The organism is Pseudomonas mediterranea CFBP 5447 (assembly GCF_000774145.1).
GTDB lineage: Bacteria > Pseudomonadota > Gammaproteobacteria > Pseudomonadales > Pseudomonadaceae > Aquipseudomonas > Aquipseudomonas mediterranea.
Genome location: NZ_KN322985.1, coordinates 424,472 through 439,186, shown reverse-complemented (window position 1 = coordinate 439,186; position 14,715 = coordinate 424,472). Strand labels below are relative to the sequence as shown.

Below are 14,715 nucleotides of genomic sequence, written 5' to 3'. Positions count from 1 at the left end.
CTAAAGCGATGAGCGGTCGATACCTATGCCATCCTGCACGGTGCCGGCCTGTGAAAACGAACGACTCGAGCCCTGTGCCTGAGGTTGCGCGGCATTCCGTAGAGGGAAATAGGCCGGTACAAACGCAGGATCGGGGCTTGTGGCGACGAAAACGGAGGCTGGGAACCGGCCTGTGAGCGTGTCGGTACCGATCAAAGTCTGAAGGGTAGCGAAAACCATCGCCAAGGGGAATGGGAGTTCGCTTGTACAAGCATCTTGGCGCCAGTACCATTACGGCTCTCTTTTTCCGGCAGGAGCGGTTTCATGATTGCGGGCAGTATGGTGGCACTGGTCACACCCATGGATGCACAAGGGCGTCTTGACTGGGCCAGCCTCAGCAAACTCGTGGACTTCCACCTTGAAAACGGCACCCATGCCATCGTCGCCGTCGGCACCACCGGCGAGTCGGCGACCCTCGATGTCAACGAGCACATCGAAGTCATCCGTGCCGTGGTCAAGCAGGTCAACGGTCGCATTCCCGTAATCGCCGGTACTGGCGCCAACTCGACCCGCGAAGCCGTCGAGCTGACCCGCAACGCCAAGGAAGCCGGTGCCGACGCCTGCCTGCTCGTCGTTCCGTACTACAACCGGCCGACCCAGGAAGGCCTGTACCAGCACTTCAAGCACATTGCCGAAGCGGTCGACATCCCGCAGATCCTCTATAACGTTCCTGGCCGCACCTCCTGCGACATGCAGGCCGAGACCGTGATCCGCCTGTCTACCGTCCCGAACATCATCGGCATCAAGGAAGCCACCGGCGACCTGAAGCGTGCCAAGGCCATCCTCGATGGCGTGGGCAAAGATTTCATCGTGCTGTCCGGTGACGATCCGACCGCGGTCGAGCTGATCCTGATGGGCGGCAAGGGCAACATCTCCGTCACCGCCAACGTCGCGCCGCGGGAAATGGCCGACCTGTGCGAAGCCGCGCTCAAGGGCGACGCCGAGACCGCACGGGCCATCAACGAAAAACTGATGCCGTTGCACAAGGACCTGTTCATCGAAGCCAACCCGATCCCGGTGAAGTGGGCGCTGGTGGAAATGGGCCTGATGCACGAAGGCATCCGCCTGCCACTCACCTGGCTGAGCAACACCTGTCACGAACCGCTGCGGCAGGCCATGCGCCAGTCCGGCGTCCTGGTTTAATTGAGGAAGTACACCGCATGAAGCGAATTGCCGGACTTTCCGCACTTGCCTTGATTATCTCCAGCACCAGTGGCTGTGGGTGGATCTGGGGCCCGGAAGGTTATTTCCGCGATCGTGGTAGCGATTACCTGAACGCGCAACAGACTGCACCGATGCAACTGCCGCCGGATGTCCATGTCGCCAAGCGCCTGGATCCGCTGCTGCCGATCCCGCGTAACGTGGCCGACGACACCGCCAAGGGCGAATACGAGGTTCCTCGTCCGCAGCCGCTGTCGGCCATCGCCGATGCCAGCGACTACACCCTGCAGAAGAGTGGCGATTCACGTTGGGTCATGGCCCAGCACCCTCCGGCCGAAGTCTGGCCCGTGGCGATCCAGTTCTTCCAGGACAACGGCTTCCGCATCGATGAACAGCGCCCGCAGACCGGCGAGTTCACCACCACCTGGCAACACGCCGATGAATTGTCCGCCGCCATGGGCAAGCGCCTGAGTGCCGCCGGTGTCGCCAGCGACAGCGAATCCCGCGTGCGGGTGCGTATCGAGCCGGGCGTGCAGCGAAACACCAGTGAAGTCTACGTGGTCAGCGCCGAGCGCCCTGCCGGCAGCAGCGCCGATGTGGCGTTCACCAACCGTTCGGTCAATACCGGTCTCGACGCCGCACTGGTGGACGACATGCTTGCCAGCATGACCCGTTCCGCCGAACAGGGCGGTTCGGTTTCGATGCTGGCATCCCGGGATTTCGACACGCCGAGCCGTGTCAGCCTGACCGAAGACGGCAGCGGCAACCCGGTGCTCAACGTTGGCTCCGACCTGGACCGTGCATGGTCGAGCGTAGGCCGCGCGCTGGAGCAGGGCGAATGGCGGGTTGAAGACATCAACCGCAGCCTGGGCCTGTACTACATCAACCTCGCCGAAAAAGCCGAGAAGAAAGACGAGAAGCCCGGCTTCTTCAGTGGTCTGTTCGGCGGCAAGCCGGACAAGGAAGAAATCGAGGCCCGCGCCGAGCGCTATCAGGTTCGCCTGAGCAAGGTAGGCGAGAACGTCCAGGTGACCGTCGAGAAAAACATCAACACCGTGGCGCCGGCCGAAGTGGCCCGCAAGGTGTTGGGTGTGATTCAGGACAACCTGGGCTGATCCGATGCGTTTTGCCGTTCTCGGCAGCGGTAGCCAGGGGAACGGCACGCTGGTAGCCAGCGCCGGTACGTATGTGCTGGTCGACTGTGGTTTCTCCCTTCGGGAAACCGAGAAACGCCTGCTGCGCCTGGGTGTGCACCCGGCGCAACTGAGCGCGATACTCGTGACCCACGAACATGCCGACCATGTGCATGGCGTGGGTTTGCTGTCCCGGCGCTACAATCTGCCGGTCTACCTCAGCCGCGGAACGCTGGGCGGTTTGCGCAAGCCCATCGAGCCAGCCGGTTTCGTGGCCGGTGGCGAACAATTGCGTATTGGCGCCCTCGACATCGACGTGGTCAGCGTGGCCCACGATGCCCGGGAACCGACGCAGTATGTGTTCAGCGATGGCGAGCGGCGTTTCGGCTTGTTGACCGACCTGGGATCGTATTGCGACAGGGTCATGGACAGTTATCGGGATCTCGATGCCTTGATGATCGAGTCCAACCATTGCCGTGACATGCTTGCACGTGGGTACTACCCGTACTTCCTCAAGCAGCGGGTCGGCGGGGAACACGGACATTTGAACAACCACCAGGCGGCGTACCTGGTGGCCGAGTTGGGCTGGCAAGGCCTGCAACATCTGGTCCTGGCCCATCTGAGCAGCAAGAACAACCTGCCGCAGCTGGCCCGGCAATGTTTTGTCGACACCCTCGGGTGCGACCCGGACTGGCTGCAACTGGCCGATCAAGATTCAGGGCTCGACTGGCGACATATCGCCTAGCCCATCTACTTAGCAAGCGGAGCCCATCATGGAAAAACGTGAAGAACTCTACCGCGGCAAAGCCAAGTCGGTTTACAAGACCGATGACGCCGACCGCTTGATCCTGCTGTTCCGTAACGACACCTCGGCGTTCGACGGCAAGCGCATCGAACAGCTGGACCGCAAGGGCATGGTGAACAACAAGTTCAACGCCTTCATCATGCAGAAACTCGAAGCCGCCGGCGTGCCGACCCAGTTCGACAAGCTGCTGGGCGACAACGAGTGCCTGGTCAAGAAACTGGACATGATCCCGGTGGAATGCGTCGTGCGTAACTACGCCGCCGGCAGCCTGGTCAAGCGCCTGGGTGTGGAAGAGGGCATGAAGCTCAACCCTTACACCTTCGAACTGTTCCTGAAGGACGACGCCAAGGGCGACCCGTTCATCAACGAATCCCACGTCGTGGCATTCGGTTGGGGCACCGCCGAGCAACTGGCGCGCATGAAGGAGCTGTCCCTCAAGGTCAACGAAGTGCTGAGCAAGCTGTTCGACGACGCCGGCCTGCTGCTGGTGGACTTCAAGCTTGAATTCGGCGTGTTCAGCGATGGCTCCATCGTCCTGGGCGACGAATTCAGCCCGGACGGCTGCCGTCTCTGGGACAAGGCCACCAAGAAGAAGATGGACAAGGACCGCTTCCGCCAGGGCCTCGGTGACGTCATCGAAGCCTACGAAGAAGTCGCCCAACGCTTGGGTGTGCCGCTGTAATCGACGCAAGCATCTGATAGCACGGAAAAAAATTCGCTCGGGGGTTCGCTTCCGGCGAATGTGCTGGTATGATGCGCGCCACTGGAGAGATGCCGGAGTGGCCGAACGGGACGGATTCGAAATCCGTTGTACTGGCGACAGTACCTAGGGTTCAAATCCCTATCTCTCCGCCATTATTGAATACGACTAAGCCCCTGAAATGGTTGAACATTTCAGGGGCTTTTTCGTTTCTTGCGTTTTAATGCTTCGGCGGTTCATGTCGTCGAGCAATAGACACATCCGGGCTGCAAAGCGACCCCGCTTTGTGAGCGCTCCGCACCCACGTTGAGCAAGCCCCTCGGCAGGTCTGCATTACCGTAAGGGATTCACCAACGATAACCATTGGGTTTCTGGACTAATCATCCAGATCAGGAAATAAATAAGCAGAAGTCGTTGGCTGGATCGTCTTTCAAGGCGGTGCGATAGCATTGACTATCCATTTTTGCCCAGCGGATCTGTGTCTTTGCAGTGCTCGCGAGATAAATGTGATACATCTCGCTCAAGTCGAGCCCTTCAGCCCTACCGAAGATGGCTGGGATTTCGCCGCACACTTTGTAGTTATAAAACTGTGCAGCGAAGTTTTTCCAGTTATGTATTTTTTCAAACAGAGCGGAAATTTTAATGGCTGGCATCAGGCCTACTTTGTAATAGGAAGCTTGCCAGTGATTACAAATTTATCGAATGCTTCTTGTCCATCACGCGCGGCCTGCCTGACATCAAGAAAAGTCAGCTCGTCGTGAGCGACCTTTTTCTGCGGTTTGGCGGCTTTTTTGGTGGTGGCCATCGGAGCCTCCGAGGTATGTGTATTCATGCTGATCGGCTTATGTGAATAATCGTATCCGGGCAAATGAGGGCGGGAGGATAAAGCCCTCGGAGGTATTACCGCGTTGGTGGGCATGTCCCTTCGCATCGCGAGGTCCTGAAAGCTGGGTTACAGCGCGAAGTCTATAATCTGCTGGATCGAGCAATATGTCTTAGGGGCGGTGATGTCGACGAGGAGAGTTGATTATCGGCAGTACTTGTAAGAGCCACCTGAACTATGGGCTTTTCGGAAGAGATCATCAATTAGATAGGGTGTAAGACGATTCTTTGAATTGCGTAGGCGCAGGGTGTAAGAAAAAAAGTCCCTCCACCGCTCGTCACCACCCTGTGACAATTGGGCTAATGTCTCTCTAGCAGAATGCACATCCTGCCGATAGGTAGGGCATACCCTAAAAAGGAGTGACACCCCATGCCACGATTTTTCGCCGACCTGGGCTTTCGCTGGAAAATCACCCTGCCAATCGCTTTCCTGGCGTTGCTGTTGGTGTTGATGGGCTGGACGGGCGTGCGTGGCATCGATCAGGTGACCGACTCCAGTACGGAGCTGACCAAGCGTTATCTGCCGGCCATCAGCCTGCTGCTCAATGCCGACCGCGATCTCTACCAGGCGTTCGTGGCCGAGCGCAGCCTGCTGGTCGGCAATGCGGGCGATCACGTGCAAGCACTGCGCGCCAGCCATGCCGAGAACATGAAGCAGGCCTATGATCGCGTGCACAAATACGCGGCGATGCAGCCGGGGGCCGAGGCGCTGGCGCTGGTCAAGCAGTTCGATGACAGTTTTGCCCAGTGGGCGCAACTGACGCGACAAGTGGTCGAGCAGGCCGCAACCAATCCGCAGGCGGCCAGTACCCTGAGTTTCGGCGACAGCGAAAAGCGCTTCGACACCATGCGCGATGCCATCGACAAGTTGGGCGAGCTGGAAGACCAGGCCTCGCTTAACGAGGGGCAGGCGGCTATCGACCATGGCGAAGCGGTAGGGCGGCAACAGGGCGGCATTTTGCTGATCGGCCTGCTAGGGTGCATGCTGTTGGTTTTTGTCCTGCCGCTGGTGGTGTTGCATCCCATGCGTCGGTTGCTTCACCGCGTCGAGCAGATTGCCGAGGGCGGCGGTGATTTGAAGGGGCGCCTCGAGGTGCGTTCGGCTGACGAGCTGGGCCAGCTTGGCAGTGCTTTCAACCGCTTCCTCGACAAGCTTCAGCCGCTGATTGCCGAGGTAGGCCGGGTGACCGGGGAGGTCGATGCCGCGGCCCGCACTATGGCCAGTATGGCCGCGACCAATGATCAACTGATCAGCAGCGAACATGCGGCGCTGGATCAGGTCAGTACCGCCGCCACCCAGATGAGCGCGGCCGTGCATGAGGTGGCGCACAGCGCGGTGAACGCCTCGGACGCTGCCAAGCAAGCCAGCAGCCAGTCCCGTGACGGCGCCGAGGTGGTCAGCAGCACTGTTGAGTCGATCCGCCAACTGGCCCAGGAGGTGGAAAGCGCCTCGGGCACCATCGGCGCATTGGCCCAGGAAACCTCCAGCATCGGTGCCGTCCTCGAGGTGATTCGAGGCATCGCCGAACAGACCAACCTGCTGGCGCTGAACGCTGCCATCGAGGCCGCGCGGGCCGGCGAGCAGGGTCGCGGTTTTGCCGTCGTAGCCGACGAAGTCAGGGCCCTGGCGGCACGTACCCAGGATTCGACCAAGGACATCCAGGTGCGTATCGAGCGGCTGCAAAGTGGGGTGGCTAAAGCGGTGCAGGCCATGCAGGCCGGCAGCGACAAGGCCCGCGACAGTGTCGAGCGCGCCGCGGGCGTCGATCAGGTGCTCAGCGGTACCAGTGGCTCGATACAGCGGATCAACGACATGGCCGCGCAGATTGCCAATGCCTGTGAAGAGCAGAGCAGCGTCACCGAGGAGATTGCCCGCAACATCTCCGACATCCGTGACCTTTCCAACGAAGCGGCAGAGAATTCCGCCCAGAGCATGCAGGCCAGCCGGCAGTTGTCCACTCTGTCGAAGAGCCTGGCGGAACTCACCGGCCGCTTCCGCACCTGAGTCGGGCACGGCCGTGTCTTCCCGCAATTCCCTGGCGGCGCTCACCCGCGACCGCCTGGGGGCCCTGCATCGGGACGGCTTCGTGCTGCTGCCGGCAGTATTGGGCAGCGAGCAGATCGTGGCGCTGCGCCAGGCAATCGACCAGCTCAAACCCCAGCACTGGGACTACAGCGGTGTCATCGATCATTACAAATGCGTTTTCAACCGCGACCCATTCTGGTTGCCGTTTCTGGACGTGGACGGCGTGATCGAGCTGGCCGAGGCCGCATTGGGGGATGACTGTCACGTCATCGGCCAGACGGCCTGGCGTTGCCATCCCGGTTTTATCGGAGCGCCGCTGCATCTGGATTACCTGCCGATGGCGCTACCGCCAAGCCTGTTGGCCGACCCCGCCTTCGAGTTGCCGATGCAGATCTGTACCGCGCAGTTCTATCTCGACGACATCGATGCCGACTTGAGCCCAACCCGTGTCATCCCCGGCAGCCACCGAGCGGGGCGGGCGCCTGTGGCAGGTGAAACCCAGTGGGCGGGACAGTCTGCGCAGCCGGTCTTGTGTAGGGCAGGCGATGTGCTGGTGCTGCGCAGCGAGTTATGGCATGCCGGCAGCGACAACCGGACCGTCGACCGCACCCGTTACCTGCTGCAAGTGCACTATGGCCGACGCATGGTGGCGCAGAAATTTTCGCCTTACCTGCACTGGCAATTCAACCCGGCCGTCCTGGCAGCCGCGTCACCTCGCCAGCGACGCCTGTTGGGCGAGCATCAGGAAGCCGAGTACGACTGAATCTTGCTGCGATCTCAGTTAGATCCAGACATCGTTGTCTGCCGTTCGCTCATGGGTTTCCCCCGTGTTGATGACCCCCCGTGGTTCGATCAACAGCACCTTCACTTCCTGCGCGGCCCAGGGCTTGTGTTCGACGCCTTTCTTGACGACGTACATCTCGCCGGGGCCGATGGTCACCGCGCCGTCGCGAAAGTCGATACGAAGCTCGCCTTCCAGCACGATGAAGGTTTCATCGGTGTCGGCGTGGGCGTGCCAGACGAAATCGCCTTCGAGCCGGGCGACCTTGAACTGGTAGTCGTTCATTTCAGCCACGACCTTGGGGGCCCACTGATCCTGGAACAGGGCGTATTTCTGGGCAAAGTTGACAGGGGCGTCATGGGTAGCCATCGCGCAGTACTCGCTGTAGGACTTGGATGAGGCCACAACAAGCTGCTCGACAGGCAGGGCCCGGCGAAGCAGCTGATGGGGCGGTAATGGCGCGACGCTGTGTCAGATTTCCTTCACTGGCGTCTCGCCCTGGACGTTCTTGATCAGCCCGATGACGTGCAGGCAGTCCGCCTTGTTCACATAGGATTCGCCGCTGGCGATCGTTTCGTGGTTGCCCGCGCGCAGGCGCCAGCGCCATTGACCTTTGCCGCTGCTGTGGGTGCCTCGGGTCTGTCTGTAGATTTCAAAATACATCGGTTCGCTCCCTGCGATTGACTCATTCAAGACATGTTTTTGAACATGTCGACGAAAGCCTAGCCAAGCTGAAAGTTTTCGCTATCGGAAATACGTTTCCAATGGTTATGAAATATTGCCGATAATGACAGCGTTCGCTCGAACTGACTTGACCCGGGAGCAAAGGATGAACCGCAACGAATTGCGCAAGGCAGACATCAACCTGATGGTGGTTTTCGAAACGCTGATGCTTGAGCGCAATGTGACACGGGCGGCAGAAAAACTGTTTCTGGGCCAGCCGGCCATCAGTTCGGCCCTCAACCGATTGCGCGCGCGGTTCAACGATCCGCTGTTCATCCGTGTCGGCCATCGCATGGAGCCCACGGCGCGGGCGGAGGAGATCATCCAGCACTTGTCGCCGGCATTGGACTCGCTGTCAGCGGCCCTGAGCCTGACCCATGATTTTGATCCGGCCAGCAGCAACATGACGTTTCGTATCGGCCTGTCGGACGATGTCGAGTTCGGCCTGCTGCCGCCGCTGTTGCGCAGCCTGCGCCAGGAAGCGCCGCAAGTGGTGTTCGTGGTCCAGCACGTCGATTACTGGCGGATTCCCGATCTGCTGGCGTCCGGCGACATCACCGTGGGCATCAGCCAGACCCGCGGGCTGCCGGCCAATGCCAAGCGTAAACTGTTGCGGCATATCCAACCTTGCGTGCTGCGGGCTGATGCCTCGCAGACACCGCTGACCCTGGACGACTACTGTTCGCGGCCCCACGTGCTGGTGTCCCATACCGCGAACGTGGCCGGGTTCGCCGACGAATGGCTGGCCGAGATCGGTCGCAAGCGTCAGGTGGTGTTGTCCGTGCCGCAGTACAGCGCGTTGCCGGCGTTGCTGGCCGGCACCGATATGATCGCCAGCCTGCCGGACTATACCGCGGTCGCCATGGCCGCTTCGGGCCAGTTGTTCTGCGAACCTTTTCCGTTCAAGACCCCGACCCTGGACCTGTCCATGGTCTGGCTGAGCCATGTTGACACTGACCCGGCGGAACGCTGGTTGCGGTCCAGGTTGGAGGCGTTCATGAGTGAACGTGGGTTGTCGGGGCAGGCGCTTGGCTAGAGCAGCACATGGCTTTGTGACGAGGGAGCTAGCTCCCGCTTGGCTGCGCAGCAGCCCCAAAAAGAAACTGACCGAAATCCGCCTGACACACAGCGGAGCCTGATCCAGGGGCCGCTGCGCAGCCCGGCGGGAGCAAGCTCCCTCGCCACAGGGTTCTGTGTTTATCCCTGGAATCTGGTTTAACCAAAAAGTTTTGCTTAGTCCCGGAGGGGATTCAACCACAGGATTCTGTGCTTGAGCGCCAAGTAGGCGTATGGTTGCGTCGGCTGAATTCACGTCTTCACATTTCGAACCGGAGTCGAACACATGCCTCACCTGCACATCGAGTACACCGCCAACCTGCCCGAGATGAACGCCGACGTCGCGTTGCTGCGCTTGAATAATGCGTTGGTGGCTTCCGGTCAGTTCGCAGAGACGGACATCAAGAGCCGGGCCGTGAAGGTCGAGCATTTCCGGGTAGGCACCGGTTTGGGCGAGCGTGCTTTCGTGCACGTGCAGTTGGCGTTGTTGAGCGGCCGTTCGCCGGAAATCAAGAAGCAGCTGGGGGAGAGCCTGTTGAGCGTGATCCAGGAGTTGGGCCCATGGCCGACCGGTCTCAGCGTGCAGTTCAGTGTGGAAACCGTCGATATGGATCGCGGCTGCTACGCGAAGGCTATCCTCGACAACTGACCCTCAGGCGTCAGCCGGGTGCAGGCTTCGATCGCCCGTTCGTGGCATGGGTGAGCCAGCACCGGCGTGACACAAATTGATGCTTTGCAAGATGCTGCGCACGTGATCGTACATGCCCTCGGCCTTGAACGTGGGGCGCATGCCGGTGCGGGTGTTGATGAACAGTTCATCCTTGAAACAGGTCCGCAGTTTCTTCAGGCAGTAACTCACCGTTGACTGGCTGACACACAATGCCTCGGACACGCCGCTGACACTGCTTTGTTCGTACACGGCGTTAAACACCATGAGGTCCTGCATATCGAGCTTTCTGAGGGAGTTACTGTTTAGCATCCGTTGCTTCTCGCTGTGCTCCTTGCGCGAATCTTGCGCAAACAAGATTCGTGATCCTAACGGAACGATGGTCCCAAGTGAATGCTGTGAAGGCTGTTTCGCTGTCGGGAACGGGACAGATAATGTAGGGAATACGACGAATAGATCGTCTTTCGTTGCGAGAGTGATTGTTTAGCGCATTCCCATCCACGCTTCAGCAAATCCGGATTTAACGACACAGGTCGGCGTGGGACGCTCGCGGGGTTTGTTTACTGTGATGCGCTTATGGACGGTCGGCCCCCAGCATTCCCGTACCCATCATCCGCCGCAGTCGGTCCGGTCGGTCGACTCACGCCTGTCTTCGCCCCGTCACTTTCTGCGCTGCCCTCTGAATTGGCTTTCTGGGCCCTCTGGCATTGTCGCCATGCCCGGCCTCCGGATGTCCGTATTTCCTGTTGAACACTTCACGGTGTCCGCTCATCGCGGGCACAGACTGACGGCGCCCTGGTGCCCGTCCGACATGAAAATACGAGCATTCCCATGAGCATTGCCAATCCTGCGTTCGCGCCCGTTGAACACGCCCGGGCATTCCTGGCCCAGCACCCGGACATCGAACTGTTCGAACTGTTTATCCTCGACAACAACGGCGTGCCCAGGGGCAAGTTGCTGCACCGGGATGAATTGCTGGCGGTCTATGAAAGCGGCCGTCCGCTGCCGAGCACCATCCTCGGGCTGACCCTCAATGGCGACGATGTGGAAAACTCGGGACTGGTATGGGATGTCGGTGACATCGACTGCCGGGCCTACCCCATCAGCGGCAGTTTGCAGCGCATGCCCTGGCGGTTGATCCCCACCGCGGCCGTACAGGTCGCCATGCATCCCCGGGAGGGCATGCCGGCAGCCATCGCCGACCCACGTTATCTGCTCAGCCGGGTGATCGAGCGGTTGCAGACCGACGGCTATTACCCAGTGATGGCGGCAGAGCTGGAGTTCTATCTGCTGGACGCGCAACGCGACAGCCAGGGGCGGCCGCAGCCGGCGCGGGATGCCGATGGTGGCCGGCCGCGTGCAACCCAGGTCTACGGTTTGCGCGAGCTGGAGCAGATCGAGCCGTTCCTGGCGGACCTTTATGCCGCCTGCAAACTCCAGGGCATTCCGGCGCGCACGGCCATTTCCGAATACGCCCCAGGCCAGGTGGAAATCACCCTCGAGCATCGCACCGATGCGTTGCAAGCCATGGACGAGGCGGTGCGCTACAAACGCCTGGTCAAGGGCGTGGCGCATAAACATGGCATGGTGGCGTGTTTCATGGCCAAGCCATTCGAGCATCTGGCGGGTTCCGGCATGCACATGCACGTCAGCCTGGCGGACCGCGAGGGCAACAACCTGTTCGCCAGCGAGGCCGCCGACGGCACACCGTTGCTGCGCTGGGCGATAGGCGGGATGCTCGACACGCTGCTCGATTCGTTGCTGATGTTCTGCCCGAACGCCAACTCCTACCGGCGATTCCAGAGCAACAGTTACGCGCCCCTGACGGCGACCTGGGGCGTCGACAACCGCACCGTGAGCCTGAGGGTGCCGGGCGGGCCGGCCTTTTCTCGACACATCGAGCATCGCATCTGCGGCGCCGACGCCAACCCGTACCTCGCGGCTGCGGCGATGCTGGCCGGCATCCATCGCGGCATACGGGAGCAGTGCGATCCCGCTGCGCCCGTTGAAGGCAATGGTTATGCACAAGCGACCCGTTTATTGCCCACCGACTGGCTCACTGCCTTGCAGGCGCTCGAGGCTTCGACTTGGGCGCAAGAAGCCTTCGGTGGCGAATTCCTTGGCGTTTACCTGGCGGTCAAGCGCGCCGAATACCGTCAGTTCATGGGCGAGGTGGGGGAGCAGGACTGGCGCTGGTATCTGAATCAGGCCTGACGGCTGCGCCAGGTCAGTCACTTAAATAATAATTTAATAGCAACTTTTTCACGAAAAATTGATGGTGGGCTGCCTAAAGTTTGTGTTGCCCTAGGGGACGAATTTTTCACACTTTCCTCAGGCACTTCTTCTCCAAAGAGCAACTTTCAGGAAAACGCCCACCATCATGCTGACCATTAAAGCCGTGCGCCCCGAGTGGGTGACGCTGCTCGCCAGTGCCTTTTTATTAGTTGGCTTCAACGTCATTCTCTGGCAGCACTTGCTGACGATCACGGCGGCCGATGGTCGAGGCCTGCTGATGTGCGCGGCCTTTGGCGTGATGATCTTCTGTGCCTTCAACCTGGTGCTGACCCTCGTGGCGTTCCGCCCGCTGCTCAAGCCCGTGCTGATGCTGATGTTCCTGATCAGCGCCGGTGTGGCTTACTTCATGGCCCAGTACGGTGTATTGATCGACGTCGGCATGCTGCGCAACTTTGCCGAAACCAATGCCACCGAAGTCCGTGACCTGTTGTCGCTGAAGTTATTTGCCTATCTCGGCTTACTTGGCGTCTTGCCTTCCTGGTTATTGTTCAAGACTCCGATCAAGTACCGTAGCTGGTCCAGAGAGTTGTTAAGTAAGCTGTTGGTCGGTGTAGCCTCGGCGGCGCTGATTGGCGTAGTTGCCCTGGCAAATTATCAAGGGCTGTCTTCTCTGTTTCGCAACCATCACGAATTGCGCCTGATGATCGTGCCAAGCAACTACATTGGTGCTTCGGTCGGCTATCTGCGCGAGCAAGTCGTCTCGGCCAAGCAACCGTTTATCAAGCTGGGCGAGGATGCCAGTCGCAATCCGGCCTGGCAGACCCACGCCCGCAAGTCCCTGACCGTACTGGTGGTCGGGGAGAGTGCTCGCGCGGAGAACTTCGGCATCCTCGGCTATAACCGCGACACCACGCCGAAGTTGGATCACGAGGCCGGTCTGATCGCTTTCACCGACGTGCATTCCTGCGGTACCGAAACCGCCGTGTCGGTGCCGTGCATGTTTTCCAACATGGGCCGCAAGAACTACGACGCCAGCAAGGCCAGGCATGAAGAAGGCCTGCTGGATGTACTCCAGCGTGCCGGCCTGGACGTGATCTGGCGGGACAACCAGTCCGGCTGCAAAGGCACCTGCGACCGGGTTACCCTGCAGGATGTGAGCAATCTCAAGGACCCGGCCCTATGCGCCAACAGCGAATGCCGGGATGAGATCCTGCTGCAGGGGCTGCAGCATTTCATCGACACCCTGGACAAGGACACGGTGCTGGTCCTGCACCAGATGGGCAGCCACGGGCCTGAGTACTTCAAGCGTTATCCCAAGGAGTACGAACACTTCACGCCGGTGTGCGAAAGCAACGCGTTGAACAATTGCAGTCGCGAAAGCATCGTCAACGGCTACGACAATACGCTGGTGTACACCGACCACGTTCTTTCGACCCTGATCGATCTGCTGCGGGCCAACCAGGACAAGGTCGATACGGCCATGCTCTACCTGTCGGACCACGGTGAATCCCTGGGCGAATACAACCTGTTTCTCCATGGCACGCCCTACATGCTTGCTCCAGAGCAGCAGAAGCATGTGGCGATGCTCGCCTGGTTTTCCGACAGTTATCAAAAGTCCTTTGCGGTGGACACCCATTGCTTGCAGTTGAGTCGCGAAAAGCCCTTGAGCCAGGACAACCTGTTTCACTCGATGCTCGGCTTGCTGGAAGTCAACAGCAATGTCTATAACCGGGACCTGGATCTGTTTGCCGGTTGTCGCAGCGCGGTGATTGATGGCGTGTTGGCACGAGAGTAATTGCCTACACCTTTTTTTCACCTCGCGCCGTTTAACCTGTCATCTGTCCATTTTCCAAGAGCTGTTCGTATGTCCGGGCTACCCCCATCCACCGTCGAGCTTGAGTTCGCCAGGCATCATGACCAGGAGCATGCGCAAGTCTGCTGCCAGCCGGCCCCTCGACGGCTGCGCCTGGCGTTCTGGCGCGATGAGCATATGGTGCGTAATGCCCTGAAAGTGGCCGGTGAGCCGGGATTGGTGCTGGACGTGGCGTGTGGGGCAGGGCGGTACTGGCCGGTGTTGGCCGAACATGCCAACCGGGTGATCCTGGCGGCGGACCCATCGCCGGACATGCTCGAACACGCGCTTACCCACCACGGCGGCGCATTGCTCAAACGGGTCAAGACCTTTCCAAGTTCGGCGTTTACCATCGGGCTTTCGGAAAACGCGGTGGATTGTATTTGTTGCCTGCAATTGTTTCGTCACGTGAGTGCCAGTGAGCATCGCCTGGCGCTGCTACGCGAGTTTCGTCGGGTCAGTCGCGACACGGTCATCGTGTCGGTGCAAATCGACGGGCGTTTCAAGCTCGGCCATCCATCGCAACGTAACCTGGCGGACAAGGCCGATGTCGAGTCCGAGTTCCTCCAGGCCGGTTTCAACGTGCTGTGGCATCAGGACTTCCTACCCGGTTTTGCGCTGACCCGGGTTTATGTGTTGCGTAAGACCAGTTAGC

The 14,715-nt window shown here is 60.0% G+C and carries 15 protein-coding genes, 1 tRNA gene and 2 pseudogenes; 13 read left to right on the top strand and 5 right to left on the bottom strand.

The features are described from left to right. The first annotated feature begins 303 nt into the window (after nucleotides 1-303). From dapA to N005_RS14190, 5 genes are all read left to right on the top strand, one after another. A complete protein-coding gene (gene dapA / locus N005_RS14210) occupies nucleotides 304-1,182 on the top strand; it encodes a 4-hydroxy-tetrahydrodipicolinate synthase (RefSeq protein ID WP_047701761.1) in 879 nt (292 codons plus the stop codon). A 17-nt stretch (nucleotides 1,183-1,199) separates the two neighbouring features. Further along, a complete protein-coding gene (gene bamC, locus N005_RS14205; protein WP_047701760.1) occupies nucleotides 1,200-2,315 on the top strand; it encodes an outer membrane protein assembly factor BamC in 1,116 nt (371 codons plus the stop codon). Nucleotides 2,316-2,319: 4 nt separating this feature from the next. Further along, complete coding sequence (locus tag N005_RS14200) at nucleotides 2,320-3,078, top strand: MBL fold metallo-hydrolase (protein WP_047701759.1); 759 nt, start codon at nucleotides 2,320-2,322, stop codon at nucleotides 3,076-3,078. Between the two features lie 28 nt (nucleotides 3,079-3,106). Further along, the gene (purC, locus tag N005_RS14195) at nucleotides 3,107-3,820 is read left to right on the top strand and encodes a phosphoribosylaminoimidazolesuccinocarboxamide synthase (protein WP_016963914.1); all 714 of its coding nucleotides are present in this window, start codon (nucleotides 3,107-3,109) and stop codon (nucleotides 3,818-3,820) included. 83 nt (nucleotides 3,821-3,903) lie between these two features. After that, nucleotides 3,904-3,993, top strand: a tRNA-Ser gene (locus tag N005_RS14190). Nucleotides 3,994-4,227: 234 nt separating this feature from the next. On the opposite strand, the gene N005_RS14185 is transcribed toward N005_RS14190, so the two are convergent. Continuing rightward, nucleotides 4,228-4,491, bottom strand: coding sequence for a hypothetical protein (locus tag N005_RS14185; RefSeq protein WP_052126393.1), 264 nt, complete (start codon nucleotides 4,489-4,491; stop codon nucleotides 4,228-4,230). Between the two features lie 5 nt (nucleotides 4,492-4,496). Beyond that, nucleotides 4,497-4,643, bottom strand: coding sequence for a hypothetical protein (locus N005_RS29440; RefSeq protein WP_162843615.1), 147 nt, complete (start codon nucleotides 4,641-4,643; stop codon nucleotides 4,497-4,499). A gap of 447 nt (nucleotides 4,644-5,090) precedes the next feature. Between N005_RS29440 and N005_RS30005 the strand changes: the two are divergent. From N005_RS30005 to N005_RS14175, 3 genes and pseudogenes are all read left to right on the top strand, one after another. Continuing rightward, nucleotides 5,091-5,867 (top strand): annotated as a pseudogene (locus N005_RS30005) (HAMP domain-containing protein); the annotation flags it as partial. 69 nt (nucleotides 5,868-5,936) lie between these two features. Further along, entirely contained in the window at nucleotides 5,937-6,725 is a 789-nt protein-coding gene (locus N005_RS30000; RefSeq protein WP_371921424.1) for a methyl-accepting chemotaxis protein, read from the top strand. Nucleotides 6,726-6,738: 13 nt separating this feature from the next. Beyond that, the gene (locus tag N005_RS14175; RefSeq protein ID WP_052126392.1) at nucleotides 6,739-7,509 is read left to right on the top strand and encodes a phytanoyl-CoA dioxygenase family protein; all 771 of its coding nucleotides are present in this window, start codon (nucleotides 6,739-6,741) and stop codon (nucleotides 7,507-7,509) included. A gap of 18 nt (nucleotides 7,510-7,527) precedes the next feature. Here the strand turns inward: N005_RS14175 and N005_RS14170 are convergent, their stop codons facing one another. Both N005_RS14170 and N005_RS14165 read right to left on the bottom strand, forming a co-directional pair. After that, on the bottom strand, nucleotides 7,528-7,896 hold the full coding sequence (locus tag N005_RS14170) for a cupin domain-containing protein (RefSeq protein ID WP_047701757.1): 369 nt from the start codon (nucleotides 7,894-7,896) through the stop codon (nucleotides 7,528-7,530). Nucleotides 7,897-7,998: 102 nt separating this feature from the next. Further along, entirely contained in the window at nucleotides 7,999-8,190 is a 192-nt protein-coding gene (locus tag N005_RS14165; RefSeq protein WP_047701756.1) for a YegP family protein, read from the bottom strand. Between the two features lie 166 nt (nucleotides 8,191-8,356). On the opposite strand from N005_RS14165, the gene N005_RS14160 reads away from it, so the two are divergent. Together N005_RS14160 and N005_RS14155 are read left to right on the top strand one after the other, a co-directional pair. Beyond that, entirely contained in the window at nucleotides 8,357-9,286 is a 930-nt protein-coding gene (locus N005_RS14160; protein WP_047701755.1) for a LysR substrate-binding domain-containing protein, read from the top strand. A gap of 306 nt (nucleotides 9,287-9,592) precedes the next feature. After that, nucleotides 9,593-9,955, top strand: coding sequence for a 5-carboxymethyl-2-hydroxymuconate Delta-isomerase (locus N005_RS14155; RefSeq protein ID WP_047701754.1), 363 nt, complete (start codon nucleotides 9,593-9,595; stop codon nucleotides 9,953-9,955). Nucleotides 9,956-10,012: 57 nt separating this feature from the next. On the opposite strand, the pseudogene N005_RS14150 reads toward N005_RS14155, so the two are convergent. Beyond that, a pseudogene (locus N005_RS14150) lies at nucleotides 10,013-10,285 on the bottom strand (LysR family transcriptional regulator); the annotation flags it as partial. 519 nt (nucleotides 10,286-10,804) lie between these two features. Between N005_RS14150 and N005_RS14145 the strand changes: the two are divergent. The 3 genes from N005_RS14145 (at nucleotide 10,805) to N005_RS14135 (ending at nucleotide 14,714) form a co-directional block, all read left to right on the top strand. Then, nucleotides 10,805-12,187, top strand: a complete 1,383-nt coding sequence (locus tag N005_RS14145) for a glutamine synthetase family protein (protein ID WP_047701752.1) — start codon at nucleotides 10,805-10,807, stop codon at nucleotides 12,185-12,187. 166 nt (nucleotides 12,188-12,353) lie between these two features. Next, on the top strand, nucleotides 12,354-14,003 hold the full coding sequence (locus N005_RS14140) for a phosphoethanolamine transferase (RefSeq protein WP_047701751.1): 1,650 nt from the start codon (nucleotides 12,354-12,356) through the stop codon (nucleotides 14,001-14,003). Nucleotides 14,004-14,072: 69 nt separating this feature from the next. After that, nucleotides 14,073-14,714 carry a class I SAM-dependent methyltransferase gene (locus N005_RS14135; RefSeq protein WP_047701750.1) on the top strand — a complete coding sequence of 214 codons (642 nt, stop codon included), beginning with the start codon at nucleotides 14,073-14,075 and terminating at the stop codon, nucleotides 14,712-14,714. Nucleotide 14,715: the final 1 nt, after the last annotated feature.